The following is a 17214-nucleotide window of genomic DNA, read 5'->3' as shown; positions in this document are numbered from 1 at the left end:
TACCATGGTACGGAGTCAAGAGATGAAGACGACGACGATCGCGGGCCTGGCCCAGGCCGGCGGGGTGGGCGTGGAGACCGTGCGCTATTACCAGCGGCGCGGCCTGCTGGAGCAGCCTGCTCGTCCCGAAGGTGGCGGCTCCGCCGGCGGCGTGCGGCGCTATGGCGAGGCGGACGTGCGCCGACTGCGCTTTATCCGCGCGGCCCAGGCCGCGGGCTTTACCCTCGAGCAGGTCGCCGAGCTGCTGGCCCTGGACGCCGGCGACGACCACGCCCGGGCGCGCGGCCTGGCCCTGGAACGCATCGCCGCCCTGGACGCCAAAATTGTCGAGCTGGAAACGGCCCGCGACGCCCTGAAGCGCCTGGCCCGCGCCTGCGGCGAGACCACGGCGGGCCCCTGCCCCATCCTGTCGGCGTTCGAGGAGGCCTAGCCCTTCAGCCCCGCGACCACGTCGCCCAGTTGGTCGTAGCCGGAGTTCGTCCCTTCGACGAAGCCCAGCTCGACATACTCGTCACGCACGGCCTTGGTCTCGAAGGTGGTGACCTGGGTCAGGGTGGTCTTGCCGCCGCTTTCCTCGAACGTGACCGCGGTCACGAACCGCGGCGAGCCCGGCGCGTCGAAGCCGTTGGTGTAGACGATGCGCCGGTCCGGCTCGATCTCCAGATATTCGCCGCCGAACGGCGGGCCGGGCTCGTCGTTGGGGCCCGTCATGGCGAAGTGGAAGCGGCCGCCCACCCGGAAATCCATCTCGCAGGTCGTCAGCGGCCAATCCACGGGGCCGAACCACCGCTTCACGTGCTCGGGCTTGGTGTGGGCCAGGAACACGATGCGCGCGGGCGCATCGAACTGGCGGATGATGATGATCTGGCGGTCGGCTTCGGGCTCAGTCGTCATGGCCGTTCTCCTCGGCTTGCAGGGTTTTGACATAGGCCGCGAGGCGGTCGTGGCTCTGGGCCCAGAACTGGCGGTAGCCGCCGATCCACTGGTCGACCCCGGCCAGCGGGCCGGCCTCCAGACGCACCGGGCGGAACTGGGCGCTGCGGCCGCGCGACACCAGGCCCGCGCCCTCCAGCACCTTCAGGTGCTTGGAGATGGTCGGCTGGGCCAGGTCGAACGGCGCGACCAGGTCGTTGACCGTGGCCTCGCCCTGGGCCAGCCGCGCCAGGATCGCCCGGCGGGTGGGATCGGCCAGGGCGGCGAACACCAGGTCGAGTTGTTGGGGCTGGGCGGCGACCATCTTCAATTGCCTCGTAGATATATTGCTAGTTGGCTATATTAAAGAGGCCACGTCAAGCGGCGCCCGCGCTCCGTACAGCAAAAACCCCGCGCCGTTGCCGACGCGGGGTTTTCGAAAGCTTCGACTGTGAGAGCCGCCCTTAGGCGATCTTCTCGACCTGGCTGTATTCCAGTTCCACCGGGGTGGCGCGGCCGAAGATCGAGACGGTGACGCGCAGGCGGGCCCGCTCCTCGTCGACCTGCTCGACCGAGCCGTTGAAGCTGGCGAACGGGCCGTCGGTGACGCGGACGTTCTCGCCGACCTCGAACAGCACCACGGTCTTGGGACGCTCGACGCCCTCTTCGATCGTGCCGATGATGCGCTGGACTTCCTTTTCGGAGACCGGCTGCGGCTTGGAGGCGCTGCCCAGGAAGCCCGTGACCTTCGGGGTATTCTTGATCAGGTGGTAGGCTTCGTCCGAGAGGTTCATCTTCACCAGCACGTAGCCCGGGAAGAACTTGCGCTCGGCGTTGACCTTGCGGCCGCGACGGATCTCGACGACGTCCTCGGTGGGAACCAGGATTTCGGAGAAGCTGTCTTCCAGACCGTGGCTCTTGGCCTGCTCGCGGATGCTCTCGGCCACCTTCTTCTCGAAGTTCGAGTAGGCGTGGACGATGTACCACTTGTGGTTCGGATTGGACGCGGTTTCGTTGCTCATGGTGTGTCTTATCCCGCGGCGATCTTGAGGAGCAGGTTGGCGCCCAGGCCCAGGATCCAGTCGGCGAAGGTGAAGAACAGCGAGGCCAGGACCACCATGATGAAGACCATCACCGAGGTGATCCAGGTCTCCTTGCGGGTGGTCCAGGTGATCTTGCGGGCCTCGGCGCGGACTTCCTGCGCGAAGCGAAGCGGGTTGATCGGCTTCTTCGGCGCGGCCGGAGCCTTGGCGGCGGCGGCCGCCTGACCGGCGGGCGCGAGCGCCGCGGCCGTCTTCGCGGCGCGGTTCTTGATCGCAGACGGGCTGGAACCCGGTTTCCTGGCCATGACTTAAGAGGCTCGCGACTTTCGATAGGTCAGCCCGAAAGCCGGGGTGACCGATGACATATAGTGGCAGGAGTGGAGGGACTCGAACCCACGACCCTCGGTTTTGGAGACCGATGCTCTACCAGCTGAGCTACACTCCTGCGGAACCGCGATCCCCTTAGCGGAGATTCCGGCTTTCCGACAATGAACATCGCGCCGGTAGGCTCTTTGAAGCCCGCCGGCGCGTTGGTCTCATCGCCAGAGCCGCGTCGTTTAGCAGGGTCGTTCGAGCCCGGCAAGCGGCCGGAGCGCGATCTGCGGATTCGATGTCCCACGCCGAAGGATCAGCCGCCGACGCGGCGCGTTAGGCCTTGGCGCCGAACCAGAGCCCGGAGGAAACGCGTCATGCCGACATCCAGCCAAGACAGGCCGTCCAACCGGGAGGTCGAGAACGAGAACCAGCGCCCCGCCACGGGAGCCGACGGCAAGGCCCCGCGTCCCGCGACCGAGCCACGCGGCGCGGAGGGCAGTTCGGATTCGCCGAAGACCCGGACGGATCCGGGCTCCGGCGAAGCCTGAGTCGCCTTAGCCGGCCTTTTCAGTCGCCGGCGCGGCCGCCGGGGCGGCGGCGGCGCACTGGACGTTCAGATACGACCACTTCACGTCGGTGAGCTTGCGCCCGCACTGGGTGTTCTCACCCTGATCGCGTCCTTGCAGCGAGATGCCCACGCCCTTGGCCGGATCCGGCGCCGGGCTGGCTCCGGAAATATCGTAGTAGCCGCCGCCGGGGCCGCGAACCACCATGCACGAGGTGTTCTCCACCGGGCGTACGCAGCCGGAAGCCGTGACCGACTTTCCTTCGAGAGAGACCTGCTGGGCTTGGGTTTGACCGGAGCTTCCGGTCTCATTGCAAGCCGTTACGCCTAACGCCAACACACTGACCGCCGCGGCGGCCATCACGAACCTAACCCGCATCCGTTCCTCCGTATCGTTGGCCTCCGCCTCGTCTAGGACGCGGGGGCAAGAGGAAGAGTGCGCCCCGTTTGGGGAGGCGGCAATCACAATTTTGACACGGTTCAAAAAACAGGCGCCCGCCATTTTGACGCTTTTGGGGAAGAATTTCTCAAAGCCCTTTCAGACCACCAAAGTTGACATCCACGCGCCTGTGCTCACATGAGACGCAGTCGCTTCTAGGGCCTAGGCGACGCCATCTCAGAATTGCGTGGTCCGCCGCGCGTCCAGGACTTGAAACCCACTTATGTCGGCCATCGAAACCACCGTTCCCGCGCCTGCTCCCGTCAAGGAAGCCGCCTGGCACACCGAGACCGTGCTGTGGGTCAAGCACTGGACGGATCGCCTGTTCAGCTTCGCCATCACCCGCCCGGCCAGCTTCCGCTTCCGCTCGGGCGAGTTCGTGATGATCGGCCTGCCGCCGCGCGAGGACCTGGGCGAGAAGAAGCCGATCCTGCGCGCCTATTCGATCGGCTCGCCGCACTTCGCCGAGGAGCTGGAGTTCTTCTCGATCAAGGTGCCCGACGGCCCCCTGACCTCGCGCCTGCAGCAGATCAAGGAAGGCGACCAGGTCCTGCTGGGCAAGAAGCCGACCGGCACCCTGGTGCTCGACGCCGTCAAGCCCGGCAAGCGCCTGTTCCTGTTCGGCACCGGCACGGGCCTGGCGCCCTGGCTGTCGGTGGCCCGCGACCCCGACGCCTACAGCCGCTTCGAGCAGGTGATCGTCGCCCATGGCGTGCGCGAGGTGCAGGAGCTGGCCTACCGCGACCTGTTCACCGCCGAGATCCACGACGACCCGCTGGTCGGCGACGAGGCCAAGGCCCAGCTCGTCTACTACCCCACCGTCACCCGCGAGGCGTTCGAGCGCCAGGGCCGGTTCACCGACCTGATCGAGAGCGGCAAGCTGTTCGCCGACCTCGGCCTGGAGCAGGTGAAGTTCGATCCCGAGCACGACCGCGCCATGCTCTGCGGCTCGATGGCCATGATCAAGGACACCGCCGCCCTGCTGGAGGCCCACGGCCTGGTCGAGGGCTCAAACGCCGAGCCGGGCGACTTCGTGATCGAGCGGGCGTTCGTCGGCTAGGGCGGCGAGTCCGGCGGCGAAACCGTCGGACGGCCTTGCCGGGGCGAACGGGCCGCTGCGCACATGCAGCGCCCCGAACCGCTGGCGATATTCGGCCGGCGTCATGCCGGTGGCGCGCTTGAACAGCTTGCGGAAGAAGGCGACGTCGTCATAGCCGACCGCCGAGCTGACGGCCTGGATCGAGCGCGCCTCCCGCTCCAGCAGCTTCTTGGCCGCCTCGATCCGCACCGCCTGCAGATAGGCGCCGGGCCGCTGGCCGGTGGCGGCCTTGAAGCGGCGCACGAAGGTGCGCTCGCCCAGTCCCGCCCGGGTCGCCAGGCCCTCCACGCTGAGGTCCTGGTGGAACGCGCCCTGCACATAGGCCTCGATGTCGCGCACGCCGGCGTCGTCATGCGGGGCCGACAGCGGCAGCACCGCATAGCCGGACTGGTGGGTGCGCGGCATCGACATCAGCAGCGCCTTGGCCGTCTGCACCGCGATCTCGTGGCCGCACAGCTTCTCGACCAGGTACAGGCTGACGTCCATCGCCGCCATGACCCCGCCGCTGCACAGCAGCCGGCCGTCCTCGGTGACGAACTGGTCGGGCCGCCAGCGGACCTTCGGATAGCGGGCGGCGAACGTCTCGCCCAGCGCCCAGTGGGTGGTGCCGATCCGCCCGTCCAGCAGCCCGGCCTCGGCCAGGTAGGCCGCCCCCATGCAGACCCCGGCCACATAGGCCCCGGACGCGTGATGACGGCGCAGCCACGGCAGGATGGCGCTGTTCTCCAGCAGCTTCACGTCCAGGTCCAGGCCCGAGGTCGGCACGATCACGATGTCGGTGCGCTCGACCTCGTCGAGGCGGACCTCGGGCGTGATCAGGGCGCCGTAGGGCGTGCGCACCGGCGCGCCGGTCAGCGACGCCGTGCGCACCCGGAAGCGCGGCGCGGGCGGTTGGCCGTGCAGCTGGGCCCACAGCGCCCCGGCCGTATGGAATATCTCCATCGGCAGGACGGCCGTCGAGGCCAGCCCGTCATCGAACAGTACGACCGTGACGTCCTGCACGCTCCACCCGTCCCGCCGTCCTTCACCACGTCCCCGGATCAAGCCTAGGCCCGTTCCGTGGTCGGGTCGATGATCCCCGAGATCGGCGTTATCCGATTGGCCGGAAAGCCGCTGAGCCGGGCGTGGTCGCGAATCGCCGCCTCGTCCTCGGCCAGATAGACGCAGAAGGTCTTGTCCTTGGCGACGAACGACTGGACCCACTGCACCTTGGGGGCCAGCTCGGCCAGGGCCTTGTTCGAGGTGGCGGCCGCGCCGCTCAGCTGCTGGGCGTCCAGCCCCTCGACCCCGGGGATGTCGCGTTCGATCACATAGCGCTTCATGGAATTGTCTCCGAAAAAGGGAAGCGCGAGCCTATGGATATCGCCGTTCCCCGAAAGGGGGCGAAAGGGACAGACAACAGGGGTGAACGCGACCGCGCCGGATCAATTCTGGGGGCGCTATCGGAAAACCGTGGCGGCGCGGCCCGGCGACGCACGCTAGAGAGGATCCAGGGTTACGGAGGGCCGGCGTGAGCGGCGACAAGCTTCAACTGAAGAACCTGACCGTCGTCGAGGCGCGGGGCCGGATGCTGTCCGACGCCGCGCGGCTGGGCGTCGAGAAGGTCGCCCTGGCTGACGCCCTCGGCCGGGTGCTGGCCGCGCCGATCGTCGCCGACCGCCACCAGCCGCCGTTCGACGCCTCGGCCATGGACGGCTGGGCGATCCGCCGCGAGGACCTGGCGCCGGGCGCGACGTTCCGCATCGTGGGCGAGAGCGCCGCCGGCCGGGCCTATGGGCGACCGGTCGAGGCCGACCAGGCCGTGCGGATCTTCACCGGCGCGCCCGTCCCGCCGGGCGCCGACCTGGTGGTGATCCAGGAGAACGCCACGCGCGACGGCGACACCGTGACCTTCGCGATCGACCGCGACCCGCCGCCCAGCAACATCCGCCCCGCCGGCGGCGACTTCCGGTCCGGCGACCTGCTGCTGGCCGAGGGCGCGCGGATCGACGCCTGGCGGCTGTCGCTGGCCGCCGCCGCTGGCCGAGCCGACCTGGCCGTGGCACGCCGCCCCCGCGTCGCCATCCTGGCCACGGGCGACGAATTGGTCCCGCCCGGCGCCAGTCCCGCCCCCGACCAGATCTTCGAGTCCGGCTCGTTCAGCCTGGCGGCCCTGGTCCAGGCCTGGGGCGGCGAAGCGGTCAAGCTGAAGGCCCAGGCCGATGACCTGGAGGCCATCGCCCGGGCGGTCGACGCCGCCGAGGCCGACCTGGTCGTCACCGTGGGCGGGGCCTCGGTCGGCGACCACGACCTGGTCAAGCCGGCCCTCCAGACCCTGGGCCTGGACCTGCGCGTCCAGACGATCGCCGTGCGCCCGGGCAAGCCGACCTGGTTCGGAACGCTTGGAGACGGCCGCCGCGTCCTGGGCCTGCCCGGCAACCCGGCCTCGGCCCTCGTCTGCGCCGAGCTGTTCCTGCGCCCGCTGCTGGCCGCCCTGACCGGCGCCGATCCCGTCTTCCGCGTCGATGGGGCGATGAGCGTCGGCGTGCTGGCCGCGCCCCTGCCCGCCACCGGCCCGCGCGAGCACTGGATGCGCGCCACGCGGACCGTCGACGCCAAAGGCCGGGTGCGGGTCACCCCCTTCCCCGACCAGGACTCCTCGCTGATCGGCGTCTTCTCGCGCGCCGACTGCCTGGTGATGCGCCCGGCCGGCGCGGCGGCGGCGGGCGAAGGCGAAGTGGTCCAGCTGCTGCCCCTGGTGCGAGGCTGACCGCCGACCCGACCGCCTCCCCTCGCGACCTCCCCTGGCGACGACGCGCGCGGAGCGTGCTAAGCCGCGTGCGAAGCGGTTTGACGGCGGCCGCGGCGGGAGTTTGCGTATGGGTCGTATCGGCAAGATCGCGGCGCACATGGTGCTGGCCTTCATGGCCATGCTGCTGGCCCAGGCGCTGACCGCCGGCGCCGCGACCTTCACCGCTTCCGCCCTCGCCCATGCGGCCCTGTTCGCCGGCGCTGCCTTGCTGGTCGAGATCCTGTTCCAGGTCGAGCGGTCGCCGTGGCGGTTCTTCGCGGCCAGCGACGGCCTGCGCCTGGCGCGGTCGGCCGCCCTGTCGGTCCTGACCTTCGCGCTGATCGCCCGCCTGCTGGACGTGCGTCAGCCGGGCGGCCTGCGCACCCTGGTCGCCGCCTTCCTGCTGCAGACGGCCCTGCTGGCCGGCCTGCGCATCGTGCGCCGCGCCCTGCACGAGAAGGTGCTGCTGGACGCCCTGACTCGTCTGCGCCCGGCCCCCGCCTCGCCCGCCCTGCCGCGCCTGCTGATCGTCGGCTCGGCCAACGAGGCCGAGGCCTTCCTGCGCGCCCCCGCCGCCCTGGGCGAGCGCTACGCCCCGGTCGGGGTGTTGACGCCCGAGGCCCGCGAGCGGGGCGATGAGCTGGGCGGGGTCTGCGTCCTGGGCGCCGTCGACGAGTTCGACGCCGTCATGGCCCAGCTTCGGGACGGCGGGCTGCAGCCCTCGGCCCTGCTCTTCCTCACCGACGGTCCGCTCAGCGCCTTCGGGGCCGAGCGCCTGGGCCGGCTGAAGACCGAGGGCGTGCGCCTGCTGCGCCGCCAGGGCGGCCTCGTCGACATGGCCGGCGGCGCGGCCCTGCGCGAGATCAGCCTCGAGGAACTGCTCAGCCGCGCGCCGGTCCGGCTGGATCCCGCGCCCATCCGCGCCCTCGTGGCCGGCAAGCGGGTGCTGGTCACCGGGGCCGGCGGCAGCATCGGCTCGGAACTGGCCCGCCAAATCGCCGCCAGCGGCCCCGCCCGGCTGATCCTGCTGGACGCCGCCGAGGCCAACCTCTTCCACATCGACCGCGAACTGGGCGAGGCCTGGCCCCAGCTGCCGCGCCAGGACGTGCTGTGCGACGTGCGCGACGCCGCGCGCCTGGACCTGGTGTTCGCCGCCGAGAAGCCCGACCTGGTCTTCCACGCCGCCGCCCTCAAGCATGTGACCCTGGTCGAGAACCATCCCTGCGAGGGCGTGCGCACCAACGTGCTGGGCAGCCGCAACGTCGCCGCCGCCGCCAAGGCCAGCGGCGCGGCCCACCTGGCCCTGATCTCCACCGACAAGGCCGTGGCCCCGGCCAGCGTGATGGGCGCGACCAAGCGGGTGGCCGAGGCCGTGGTCCGCCAGYTCGCCAACGGCGGCGGGTCGGACACCCGCGTCAGCGTCGTGCGGTTCGGCAACGTCCTGGGCTCGGCCGGATCGGTGGTGCCGATCTTCCAGCACCAGATCGCCCGCGGCGGCCCGGTGACCCTGACCGACGCCGAGGTCGAGCGTTACTTCATGACCATCCCCGAGGCCGTGCAGCTGGTCCTGCGGGCCGTGGCCCTGTCGGCCGGCGACATGGAGCCCCCCACCGGCGTCCTGACGCTGGAAATGGGCGAGCCGGTCAAGATCATCGATCTGGCCCGGCGGATGATCGAGCTGCAGGGCCTGGTCCCCGACAAGGACATCGAGATCAAGATCACCGGCCTGCGCCCCGGCGAGAAGCTGACCGAGGCCCTGGTCGACGTCAACGAGACCGCTCGGCCCAAGGCCGAGGGCGTCACCGAGGCCACGCCCCTGATGCCGCTGCCGCCGATCCCGCCCGAGGCCCTGGCCGCCTTGGAGACCGCCGCCCTGGCCGGCGACGAGGCGCTCGTCCGCGAGCGGCTGTTCGCCCTGGTCGAGGGGCTGCGGACCGTGTCGCCCGCCAAGGCCCCCGGCGCGGGCAAGGCCGCCGCGGCCCGGACCCGCGCCTGATCGGCGTTCCTCCCCCCGCCTCATCGCCCATGAGGCGAGCGGGAAAGCCAGAATCAGCCTCCCATGCTCTGTGTCGCCCGCTTGCAAGGGCGAGCCGTCCCCCGCCAGCGGGACATCAGTAGCGTCGTCGGGAACCTGGATGTTCGAACAGACGGTGGACGTCACCCGCCTGGACGGGTTTGTTCGATACACGCGCGGGATCGTGCGCGCGCGCCTGGTGCTTGTCGGCCTCTTCCTGGGCCTCCTGACGATCTACACCCCGATGCGCATGGCCCTGTTCGGCGTGGTCGAGCTGGGCATCTACGCGGCCCTGTTCCTGGCCACCGAGGTGGCGATGCGCCACCCCGACCCGCTCGTGGCCTTCCGGCGTCTGCGCTGGCAATCGATCGGACTGGTCTTCCTGCTGTCGGTCAACGCCTGCGCCCTGGCGGTGAAGATCCGGCTCCTGGACGAACCGATCATGCGGGTCGAGGCCGCGCTGGTGGCGATCTGCGTGCTGCTGTTCGCCGCCCTGCGGGTGCACACCAGCCGGGTCAGCTACGTCACCGCCGTCGGACCGCCCGTGGCGACCCTGCTGTGGATCGCCTTCGATAGGCATACGCCGCTGCTGGCCAACCACTACGCAGCCGCCATGCTGCTGTTCATCACCGCCGTCCTGACCGCCGCCTGGCGCCAGCAGACGACCGACCGCGCCCTGGCCCAGGCCCTGCGCGACCTGGCCCGCCGCAACGCCGACCTGACCGAGGCCATCGCCGAGGCCAAGGCCGCCAGCCGCGCCAAGTCCGACCTGCTGACCGTGGCCAGCCACGAGATCCGCACCCCGCTGAACGCCGTGCTCGGTTTCGCCCACGCCCTGCGCCGCGACACCTTCCTGACCCCGATCCAGGCCGACCTGGCCCAGGGCGTGCTGGAGGGCGGGGCCCAGCTGACCCGGCTGCTCGACACGGTGCTGGACCTGACCAAGCTGGAGGCCGGCCAGGCGACGCTGACCCCGGCGCCGGTCGACCTGCGCCGCCTGGTCCGCACGGTGGTGCGGGTGTGGAGCGCCCACGCCCAGGCCGTGGGCGTGACGCTGAGCTTCGAGGACGCCGATCCCGACCTGGCCTACGGCCTGCTGGCCGACGAGGCCAAGCTGGAGCAGACCCTGGTCAACCTCGTCTCCAACGGCCTGAAGGCCTCGCCGTCTGGCGGAGCCGTCGTGGTCCGCCTGGCCGGGGCGGCCAGGGACCAGACCCTGAGCGCCCTGGTCGAGGTGCGCGACACCGGCGCGCCCGTGCCGCCGGAAGACCGGGTGCGGATGTTCGACGCCTTCGACCAGACCGAGCGCGGCCGGAACCTGGGCGGCAGCGGCCTGGGCCTGTCGGTCTGCGCGGCCAACCTGGCGCTGATGGGCGGCGAGATCGGCGTCGACGACGTCCCGGGCGGCGCGTCGGGCAAGGGTGCCCGGAAGGGCGCGGTCTTCTGGTTCGCCTTCGACGCGGCGGTGCTGGCGCCGCCGGCCGAAGGCTCGCCGGCCGAGGCCGGCCTGGTCGCCCCGATCCGGGTGCTGGCGGCCGAGGACAACCCCGCCAACCGCCGGGTGCTGGCCGCCCTGCTGGCCGCCTCGCCGATCGAGCTGGTGTTCGCCGAGGACGGCGCCCAGGCCCTGGACGCCTGGCGGGCCGAGGCCTTCGACCTGGTGCTGATGGACGTCAACATGCCGGTGCTGGACGGCGTGGCGGCCCTGGCGAAGATCCGCGAACAGGAAGCCTCGGCGACGCGCACGCGCACGCCGGTCTGGATGCTGACCGCCAACGTGTTCGACGACGACGTCGCCCGCTATCGCGCCGACGGCGCCGACGGGGTGCTGCGCAAGCCGATCGACACCGTGGCCCTGTTCGCCCTGCTGGCGGAGGTGGCGGCGGGGAAGACGAAGGCCGAGGTCTCGGACGAGCGCCGCGTGGAGGCCTAGCCGCGCCCGGAAGGCGGGCCGACGACGGGTAGCGGACCCATCGCGGGCGACCGAAGTGTGATCATGTAACGCGTTCTCAAGCTTGCCCCCCGCAGCTATAGAACCGCCATGCGTCGAGCGATGACATGGTGGCGGAACCTGGGTGGCCTGATGGCCGCCTGCGTCCTGGCCCTGCTCGTCGTCGCGCCCACCGCCAGCATGGCGACCTGCCTCTGCGACGGCGCGCCCGTCATCGGCGTCGAGACCGGCGCCGTCCAGACCACCGCCCAAGGCGATCAACGGGACCACCGCGCGCCCTGCGAGGCCGCGTGCTGCGTGAGCGGCCACTGCCATCACGGCGGCGGCATGCTCGACACGGCCGTCGCCGAGGCCCCCGCCCTGGCTCCCACCGCCTCCGAGCACGCCATGGCGTCCGTCCACGTCCTGGCCTCGCGCCCCCTCCCCGGCCTCGACCGACCGCCTCGCGCCTGACCGATCCGCGCGCCTTTCGCGCGCCGTCGCTCAGCCTTCGCGAGGAACCTTCATGTCATCGAACCGATGGCCGCTGCGCGCGGCCTTGGCCTGCGCCGCCGCCGGCGTGCTCTGCACGTCCGTCGCGGCCCAGACCGCCCCGACCTTTCAAGTCCTGTTGAAACAGGCCCAGGCTTCCGCGCCGCGCCTTGCGCTCGGGACCGCCGAGACACGCGTCGCCGAGGGCCAGGCCGTGCAGGCCGCCACCCGCCCCAATCCGACCCTGGGCCTGACGGTCGAGAACGCCGCCGGGTCTGGCCCCTACAAGGACTTCGACGGCGCCGAGACCACGCTGTCGGTCGAGCAGCCGCTGGAGTTGGGCGGCAAGCGCGCGGCGCGGACCTCGGCGGCCCAGGCCGATCTCACCGCCGCCCGGGCGCGCGCCGCCTTGGGGCAGGTCGATTTCGCCCGCGACCTGGCGCTGGCCTACGCCGGCGCCGAGGCGGCCCAGCGGCGCCTCGCCATCGCCAGGGACGCCGTCGATCTGGCCCAGGCCGACGCCAGGGCCGCCCGCCTGCTCGTCGACAACGGCAGGGAGGCCCAGGTGCGGGCCGTCCAGGCCGAGGCCGGATTGGCCGCGGCCCGGGCCGACCTGGCCGCCGTCCAGGCCGAGGCCGAGACGGCGCTGGCCCGCCTGAGCGCCCTGACGGGGTCGTCCGAGACCTACACCGCCGTCGCCGGCGGTCTCCTCGACGCCGCCCCCGCGCCGCCGCCGACAGGACCGACCTTCAGCCCGGCCATCGCGGCCGCCCGCGCCGAGCGTGACGCCGCCGAGCGTCGGGTCGCGGTGGAGCGCGCGCGACGCGCGCCCGACCTCGCCGTCAGCTTCGGTGTCCGCCGGTTCCAGAGCGACGACTCCACGGCGGCCGTCTTCGGCGTCTCGGTCCCCTTGCCGCTGTTCGACCGCAACCGAGGCGCGGTCGCCGCCGCCACGGCCAACGCCCAGGCCGCCCAGGCCCGGCTGGCCATGACCCAGGCTGAACAGGACGGCGACCGCCGCGCCGCGACCGCCCAGGTCACCGCCGCCGGCCAGACCTTGGACGCCTCCCGGCAGGCGGAAGACGCCGCGTCCGAGGCCTATCGCCTGGCCCGGATCGGCTACGACGCCGGCCGCCTGCCGCTGTCCGAACTGCTGGCCGCCCGCCGCGACCTCATCGCCGCACGGGGACGCGCCGTCGACACCAAGCTGGCGCGCGTCAAGGCGCTCGCCGACCTCGCCCGCGCCCAGGGCGGCATTCCCTTCGGAGACCAGCCGTGATCGCTCGTCGTTCCCTCATCGCCTCGGCGGTCGCCCTGATCGCCGCCGCCGGTCTCGGCTACGGCGCCGCCCAGTTCGTCGGAAGCCGCTCGGCCGCGCCGCCCCATGACAAGGAAGGCGGCGAGCACGAGGAACAGGGCGTGGCCGACCTCGTGCCCCTGAAGCTCGCCGACGCCGCGGCGGCCGGCGTCTCCGTCATCGCGCCTGGGCGCGGCGGCGGCGCGGACATCCTGCTGCCCGGACGGGTGACCCTGGCCGCCAACGCCTTGGCCGCCCTCGGCGCGCCGGTGTCGGGCACGGTGGAGCGCGTCCATGTTTCGGCAGGCGCGAACGTCGCCGCGGGATCGCCCATCGCCACCTTGCGCAGCGCCGACGCCGCCGCCGGCCGGGCCAGCCTGGACGCCGCCGGAGCCGGGGCGAGGGCCGCCCAGGCCGCCGCCAGCCGGGACCGCCGCCTGTTCGACGCCGGTGTCGTCGCCCGCCAGGACTGGGAAGCCAGCCAGGCCGTCGCCGAGAAGGCCCAGGCCGACTATCGCGCCGCCCAGGCCCAGGTCCGCGCCATGGGCGGGCCCGGGGCCAACGGCGTCACGGTCCTGCGCAGCCCCATCGCCGGGGTCGTGACGCGGATCGAGACCCAGGTCGGCGGCTTCCTGACCCAGGGCGCGCTCGTCGCCGAGGTCGCCGACCAGAGCCGCGCCGAATACGTCTTCGACGCCCCCGCCGCCGCCGCCGGCTCCATCCGGCTCGGCCAGGTGATCCATGTGCGGACGCCGGACGGTCAGGAAACGTCCGCCACCATCAGCGCCGTGGCTCCGGGCGCGTCCGCGGCAACACCGCCACCGTTCGGGCGACGCCATCTGGCAGGACCGCGCCGGTCGGGTCGGTCGTCTCGGCGCGGGTCATGACGGGGCCAGGCGGTGGTCGCGCGATCATCGTGCCCAGCGAGGCCGTCCAGACCGTCGAGGGCCGTCCGGTGGTCTTCGTGGTCGAGGCGGCGGGCTTCCGCGCCAAGCCGGTGACCCCCGGGCGGGTCGCCGCCGGCTCCACCGAGATCCTGCGCGGCCTGACGGGCGCCGAACGCATCGCCGGAAAGGGCGCCTTCCTGCTCAAGGCCGAACTCGGCAAGGGCGCGGCGGGACACGAGGACTGACCATGCTCGCACGCCTCATCGACCTCTCTGTCCACTTCCGCTGGATCGTCGCCCTGCTGGCCGTGGCCTTGCTGGCCTATGGCGGCGCTCAGCTCGCCGGCCTGCCCATCGACGCGGTCCCCGACATCACCAACCGCCAGGTGCAGATCAACACCATCGCCCCCGCCCTCGGCCCCGAGGAAGTCGAGCGCCAGGTGACCTTCCCGGTCGAGACGGCCCTGGCCGGCATCCCCGGCCTGGTCGAGACGCGCTCGCTGTCGCGCCACGGCTTCTCGCAGATCACCGCCGTCTTCACCGACGCCACCGACCTCTATGTGGCTCGAAGTCTGATCAACGAACGGCTCCAGGCCGCCCGCGCCACCCTGCCCGAGGGGCTGGAGCCCAGCATGGGGCCACCGGTCACCGGACTGGGCGAGGTCTATATCTGGACGGTCGAGCTGTCGGGTCCGGCGGCGCGGCCGGGCGTGGTCTACGTGACCCCCGAGGGCGACTGCCTGACCACCGATATCGAGAAGGCCACCTATCTGCGCACGGTCCAGGACTGGATCGTCGCGCCGCAGCTGAAGACGCTGAAGGGCGTGGCCGGGGTCGACGTGCTGGGCGGCTACATGAAGCAGTATGTCGTCCAGCCCGACCCGGCCAAGCTGTCGGCCTTCGGCATCAGCCTGCCGCAGCTGATCGACGCCCTGGAGCACGCCAACCGCGTCGAGGGCGCGGGCTACGTCCAGCGCGGCGGCGAGGCCTACATCGTCCGCGCCGACGCCCGGGTGAAGACCCTGGCCGAGCTGGCCGAGACCCCCGTGGGCCGTCGCGGGTCGGCGGTGATCCGCGTCTCCGACGTCGCCACCGTCGTGGTCGGACAGGCGCCGCGCCTGGGGTCCGCGAGCGAGGCGGGACGGGAGGTCGTCATCGGCACCGCCCTGATGCTGGCCGGCGAGAACAGCCGCACGGTCGCCGCGCGGGTGGGCGAGCGCCTGAAGGACATCCAGGCCAGCCTGCCGGCCGGCGTGGTGGTCAAGCCGGTGCTGGACCGCACCGACCTGGTGGACGCCACCATCCGCACCGTCGAGCACAACCTGGCCTTCGGCGCCCTGCTGGTCATCGCGGTGCTGTTCGTGGCCCTGGGCAACATCCGCGCGGCGATCATCACCGCCCTGGTCATCCCGCTGTCGTTCCTGTTCGCCGCCATCGCCATGCGGCGCTTCGGGATCAGCGGCAACCTGATGAGCCTGGGCGCGCTGGACTTCGGCCTGATCGTCGACGGCGCTGTCGTGGTGATCGAGAACACCCTGGGCCGGCTGGCGCTCCGCCGGGGCGAACTGGGGCGATCCCTGGACGCCCGGGAACGCATCGAGGTCGCCGCCGCCTCCGCCCGCGAGATGGCGCGACCGGCCGCCTTCGGCCAGGCCATCATCCTGATGGTCTATGCGCCCCTGCTGGCCTTCGAGGGCGTCGAGGGCAAGATGTTCGGTCCCATGGCGGCGACGGTCATGTTCGCCCTGGCCGGGGCCTTCCTGCTGTCCCTGACCTTCGTGCCGGCCATGGCCGCCCTGCTGATCGGCGAACCCAAGGCGCACGGCGAGACCCGCGTCATGACCGCCGCCCGGGCGCGGTTCGAGCCGATCCTGCGCCGTCTGATCGCCCGGCCGGTCGCGGTCGCGGCTGGAGCCGGCGCGGCGCTGCTGATCGGGGCCGTCGCCTTCCTGAGCCTGGGCCGCGAGTTCATCCCCACGCTCGACGAGGGCGACCTGCTGGTGCAGGCCGCGCGCGTGCCGTCGATCTCGTTGGAGCAGAGCCAGGCCATGCAGTTCCGGGTCGAGAAGACCCTGGCGGCCATGCCCGAGGTGGCCCTGGTGTTCACCCGCACCGGCACCGCCGAGATCGCCTCGGACCCGATGCCGCCCGGCGCTTCGGACACCTTCGTCATCCTCAAGCCGCGCAAGGCCTGGCCCGATCCGCGCCTGCCCAAGGCGGAACTGGTCGAGCGCATGGAAGGCGCGTTGGGCAAGCACCTGGGCAACGCCTACGAATTCACCCAGCCGATCCAGATGCGGTTCAACGAGCTGATCGCCGGGATCCGCTCAGACGTCGCCGTCAGCGTCTATGGCGACGACTTCGCGGTCATGGACCAGACCGCCCAGACGATCGCCAGGACCCTGCGCGGGGTGCGGGGCGCGGCCGACGTGAAGGTCGAGCAGGTCTCGGGCCAGCCGACCATCACCGCCACGGTGGACCGCACGGCCGCCGCCGCGCTCGGCGTCCACGCCAGCGACGCCGCCGACGCCCTGGCCATCGGCCTCGGCGGACGCGAGGCCGGGCATATCCTCGAGGGCGATCGGCGGTTCGACGTGGTTGTCCGCCTCGACGAGGAGCGCCGCAACGACCCGGCCGTCATGGGCCAACTGCCGGTCATGCCCGAGGGTGCGCCCCCCGGCACGGCGGCCATACCCCTCTCGACCTTGGCCCGCTTCGACGCCGCCGAAGGTCCCAACCAGATCAGTCGCGAGAACGGCAAACGCCGGATCGTCGTCCAGGCCAACGTCCGAGGCCGCGACCTCGGCGGGTTCGTCGCCGACGCCAAGGCCGCCGTGCGCGAGGAGGTCCCGCTTCCCGCCGGTTCGTGGCTCGACTGGGGCGGTCAGTTCGAGAACCTGGAGCGGGCCTCGGCGCGCCTGGCGGTCATCGTGCCGGTCGTCTTCCTGGTGATCGCGATCCTGCTCTACTTCGCCCTCGGCTCGGCGGCGGAGGCGGCCCTGGTCTTCGCCTGCGTGCCCCTGGCCCTGGTCGGCGGCGCGGTGGCCCTGGCGTTGCGGGGCACGCCGTTCTCGATCTCGGCGGCCGTCGGCTTCATCGCCGTTTCCGGCGTGGCGACGTTGAACGGCCTGGTGCTGATGCAGAGCATCAAGCAGCAACTCGCCACGGGGTTGGAGCCGGTCGAGGCGGTGGTCCGCGGCACGGTCAGCCGTCTACGCGCGGTCCTGACCACGGCCCTCGTCGCCATGCTCGGCTTCCTGCCCATGGCGATCGCCGTCGGCCCCGGGGCGGAGGTGCAGAAGCCTCTGGCCACCGTCGTGATCGGCGGCCTGCTGACCTCCACGTCATTGACCCTGCTGGCCTTGCCGGTCTTCGCGGCCTGGCTGGCGAGCAGGGGGTGGTTGAAGGCGGAGCCTACGAGATCGACCTAGCGTCAGCGAAGGTTCAGGCTC

Annotated in this window: 17 protein-coding genes and 1 tRNA gene; 10 read left to right on the top strand and 8 right to left on the bottom strand. The window is 71.8% G+C overall.

The window, feature by feature from the left end; translation table 11 throughout:
- Window positions 1-22: 22 nt before the first annotated feature.
- Window positions 23-430 (top strand): MerR family transcriptional regulator, encoded by a 408-nt coding sequence (locus AC1U89_RS04960; protein ID WP_479898623.1) that lies wholly within the window; start codon window positions 23-25, stop codon window positions 428-430.
- Here the strand turns inward: AC1U89_RS04960 and AC1U89_RS04955 are convergent.
- From AC1U89_RS04955 to AC1U89_RS04930, 6 genes are all read right to left on the bottom strand, one after another.
- Complete coding sequence (locus tag AC1U89_RS04955) at window positions 427-894, bottom strand: SRPBCC domain-containing protein (protein WP_479898622.1); 468 nt, start codon at window positions 892-894, stop codon at window positions 427-429. The two genes, AC1U89_RS04960 and AC1U89_RS04955, sit on opposite strands and share 4 nt — an antisense overlap.
- Window positions 884-1237: an ArsR/SmtB family transcription factor gene (locus AC1U89_RS04950; protein ID WP_479898621.1), complete on the bottom strand. Its 354-nt coding sequence runs from the start codon at window positions 1235-1237 to the stop codon at window positions 884-886. The genes AC1U89_RS04955 and AC1U89_RS04950 overlap by 11 nt, the downstream gene beginning before the upstream one ends.
- 139 nt (window positions 1238-1376) lie before the next feature.
- Complete coding sequence (nusG, locus tag AC1U89_RS04945; protein WP_029907256.1) at window positions 1377-1934, bottom strand: transcription termination/antitermination protein NusG; 558 nt, start codon at window positions 1932-1934, stop codon at window positions 1377-1379.
- 8 nt (window positions 1935-1942) lie between these two features.
- Window positions 1943-2260 carry a preprotein translocase subunit SecE gene (gene secE, locus AC1U89_RS04940; RefSeq protein WP_479898620.1) on the bottom strand — a complete coding sequence of 106 codons (318 nt, stop codon included), beginning with the start codon at window positions 2258-2260 and terminating at the stop codon, window positions 1943-1945.
- A 64-nt stretch (window positions 2261-2324) separates the two neighbouring features.
- Window positions 2325-2400, bottom strand: a tRNA-Trp gene (locus AC1U89_RS04935).
- A gap of 424 nt (window positions 2401-2824) precedes the next feature.
- On the bottom strand, window positions 2825-3043 hold the full coding sequence (locus AC1U89_RS04930) for a hypothetical protein (protein WP_479898619.1): 219 nt from the start codon (window positions 3041-3043) through the stop codon (window positions 2825-2827).
- Window positions 3044-3497: 454 nt separating this feature from the next.
- Here AC1U89_RS04930 and AC1U89_RS04925 point away from each other — a divergent pair, with 454 nt between their 5' ends.
- Window positions 3498-4334, top strand: a complete 837-nt coding sequence (locus AC1U89_RS04925) for a ferredoxin--NADP reductase (RefSeq protein WP_479898618.1) — start codon at window positions 3498-3500, stop codon at window positions 4332-4334.
- Here AC1U89_RS04925 and AC1U89_RS04920 read toward each other — a convergent pair.
- Both AC1U89_RS04920 and AC1U89_RS04915 read right to left on the bottom strand, forming a co-directional pair.
- Window positions 4284-5375: a GlxA family transcriptional regulator gene (locus AC1U89_RS04920; RefSeq protein ID WP_479898617.1), complete on the bottom strand. Its 1092-nt coding sequence runs from the start codon at window positions 5373-5375 to the stop codon at window positions 4284-4286. The genes AC1U89_RS04925 and AC1U89_RS04920 overlap by 51 nt on opposite strands.
- 44 nt (window positions 5376-5419) lie before the next feature.
- Complete coding sequence (locus AC1U89_RS04915; RefSeq protein WP_029907250.1) at window positions 5420-5695, bottom strand: DUF4242 domain-containing protein; 276 nt, start codon at window positions 5693-5695, stop codon at window positions 5420-5422.
- 188 nt (window positions 5696-5883) lie between these two features.
- On the opposite strand from AC1U89_RS04915, the gene AC1U89_RS04910 reads away from it, so the two are divergent.
- The 8 genes from AC1U89_RS04910 to AC1U89_RS04875 all read left to right on the top strand — a co-directional run bounded on the left by AC1U89_RS04910 (window position 5884) and on the right by AC1U89_RS04875 (window position 17193).
- On the top strand, window positions 5884-7122 hold the full coding sequence (locus tag AC1U89_RS04910) for a molybdopterin molybdotransferase MoeA (RefSeq protein WP_479898616.1): 1239 nt from the start codon (window positions 5884-5886) through the stop codon (window positions 7120-7122).
- A 109-nt stretch (window positions 7123-7231) separates the two neighbouring features.
- Entirely contained in the window at window positions 7232-9139 is a 1908-nt protein-coding gene (locus AC1U89_RS04905) for a polysaccharide biosynthesis protein (protein ID WP_479898615.1), read from the top strand.
- A gap of 139 nt (window positions 9140-9278) precedes the next feature.
- Window positions 9279-11090 (top strand): response regulator, encoded by a 1812-nt coding sequence (locus AC1U89_RS04900; protein WP_479898614.1) that lies wholly within the window; start codon window positions 9279-9281, stop codon window positions 11088-11090.
- Window positions 11091-11240: 150 nt separating this feature from the next.
- Entirely contained in the window at window positions 11241-11561 is a 321-nt protein-coding gene (locus AC1U89_RS04895) for a hypothetical protein (protein ID WP_479898613.1), read from the top strand.
- 52 nt (window positions 11562-11613) lie between these two features.
- Window positions 11614-12858 (top strand): TolC family protein, encoded by a 1245-nt coding sequence (locus AC1U89_RS04890; protein ID WP_479898612.1) that lies wholly within the window; start codon window positions 11614-11616, stop codon window positions 12856-12858.
- The gene (locus AC1U89_RS04885; RefSeq protein ID WP_479898611.1) at window positions 12855-13763 is read left to right on the top strand and encodes an efflux RND transporter periplasmic adaptor subunit; all 909 of its coding nucleotides are present in this window, start codon (window positions 12855-12857) and stop codon (window positions 13761-13763) included. The genes AC1U89_RS04890 and AC1U89_RS04885 overlap by 4 nt, the downstream gene beginning before the upstream one ends.
- The gene (locus tag AC1U89_RS04880; protein WP_479898610.1) at window positions 13760-14008 is read left to right on the top strand and encodes a hypothetical protein; all 249 of its coding nucleotides are present in this window, start codon (window positions 13760-13762) and stop codon (window positions 14006-14008) included. The genes AC1U89_RS04885 and AC1U89_RS04880 overlap by 4 nt, the downstream gene beginning before the upstream one ends.
- Before the next feature lie 2 nt (window positions 14009-14010).
- On the top strand, window positions 14011-17193 hold the full coding sequence (locus AC1U89_RS04875) for an efflux RND transporter permease subunit (protein WP_479898609.1): 3183 nt from the start codon (window positions 14011-14013) through the stop codon (window positions 17191-17193).
- Window positions 17194-17214: the final 21 nt, after the last annotated feature.

It is taken from the genome of Caulobacter sp. 05T431, from assembly GCF_056665975.1.
Note: the sequence above shows the minus strand (reverse complement) of the source record. Positions and strands in the feature narration are given on the sequence as shown.

What these genes read in the sequence shown, in the direction of transcription:
- nusG (WP_029907256.1), bottom strand. Translation starts at nt 1,934, where the DNA reads ATGAGCAACGAAACCGCGTCCAATCCGAACCACAAGTGGTACATCGTC.
- AC1U89_RS04925 (WP_479898618.1), top strand. Translation starts at nt 3,498, where the DNA reads ATGTCGGCCATCGAAACCACCGTTCCCGCGCCTGCTCCCGTCAAGGAA.
- AC1U89_RS04890 (WP_479898612.1), top strand. Translation starts at nt 11,614, where the DNA reads ATGTCATCGAACCGATGGCCGCTGCGCGCGGCCTTGGCCTGCGCCGCC.
- AC1U89_RS04930 (WP_479898619.1), bottom strand. Translation starts at nt 3,043, where the DNA reads ATGGTGGTTCGCGGCCCCGGCGGCGGCTACTACGATATTTCCGGAGCC.
- AC1U89_RS04895 (WP_479898613.1), top strand. Translation starts at nt 11,241, where the DNA reads ATGGCCGCCTGCGTCCTGGCCCTGCTCGTCGTCGCGCCCACCGCCAGC.
- AC1U89_RS04950 (WP_479898621.1), bottom strand. Translation starts at nt 1,237, where the DNA reads ATGGTCGCCGCCCAGCCCCAACAACTCGACCTGGTGTTCGCCGCCCTG.
- AC1U89_RS04900 (WP_479898614.1), top strand. Translation starts at nt 9,279, where the DNA reads ATGTTCGAACAGACGGTGGACGTCACCCGCCTGGACGGGTTTGTTCGA.
- secE (WP_479898620.1), bottom strand. Translation starts at nt 2,260, where the DNA reads ATGGCCAGGAAACCGGGTTCCAGCCCGTCTGCGATCAAGAACCGCGCC.
- AC1U89_RS04915 (WP_029907250.1), bottom strand. Translation starts at nt 5,695, where the DNA reads ATGAAGCGCTATGTGATCGAACGCGACATCCCCGGGGTCGAGGGGCTG.
- AC1U89_RS04955 (WP_479898622.1), bottom strand. Translation starts at nt 894, where the DNA reads ATGACGACTGAGCCCGAAGCCGACCGCCAGATCATCATCATCCGCCAG.
- AC1U89_RS04880 (WP_479898610.1), top strand. Translation starts at nt 13,760, where the DNA reads ATGACGGGGCCAGGCGGTGGTCGCGCGATCATCGTGCCCAGCGAGGCC.
- AC1U89_RS04960 (WP_479898623.1), top strand. Translation starts at nt 23, where the DNA reads ATGAAGACGACGACGATCGCGGGCCTGGCCCAGGCCGGCGGGGTGGGC.
- AC1U89_RS04875 (WP_479898609.1), top strand. Translation starts at nt 14,011, where the DNA reads ATGCTCGCACGCCTCATCGACCTCTCTGTCCACTTCCGCTGGATCGTC.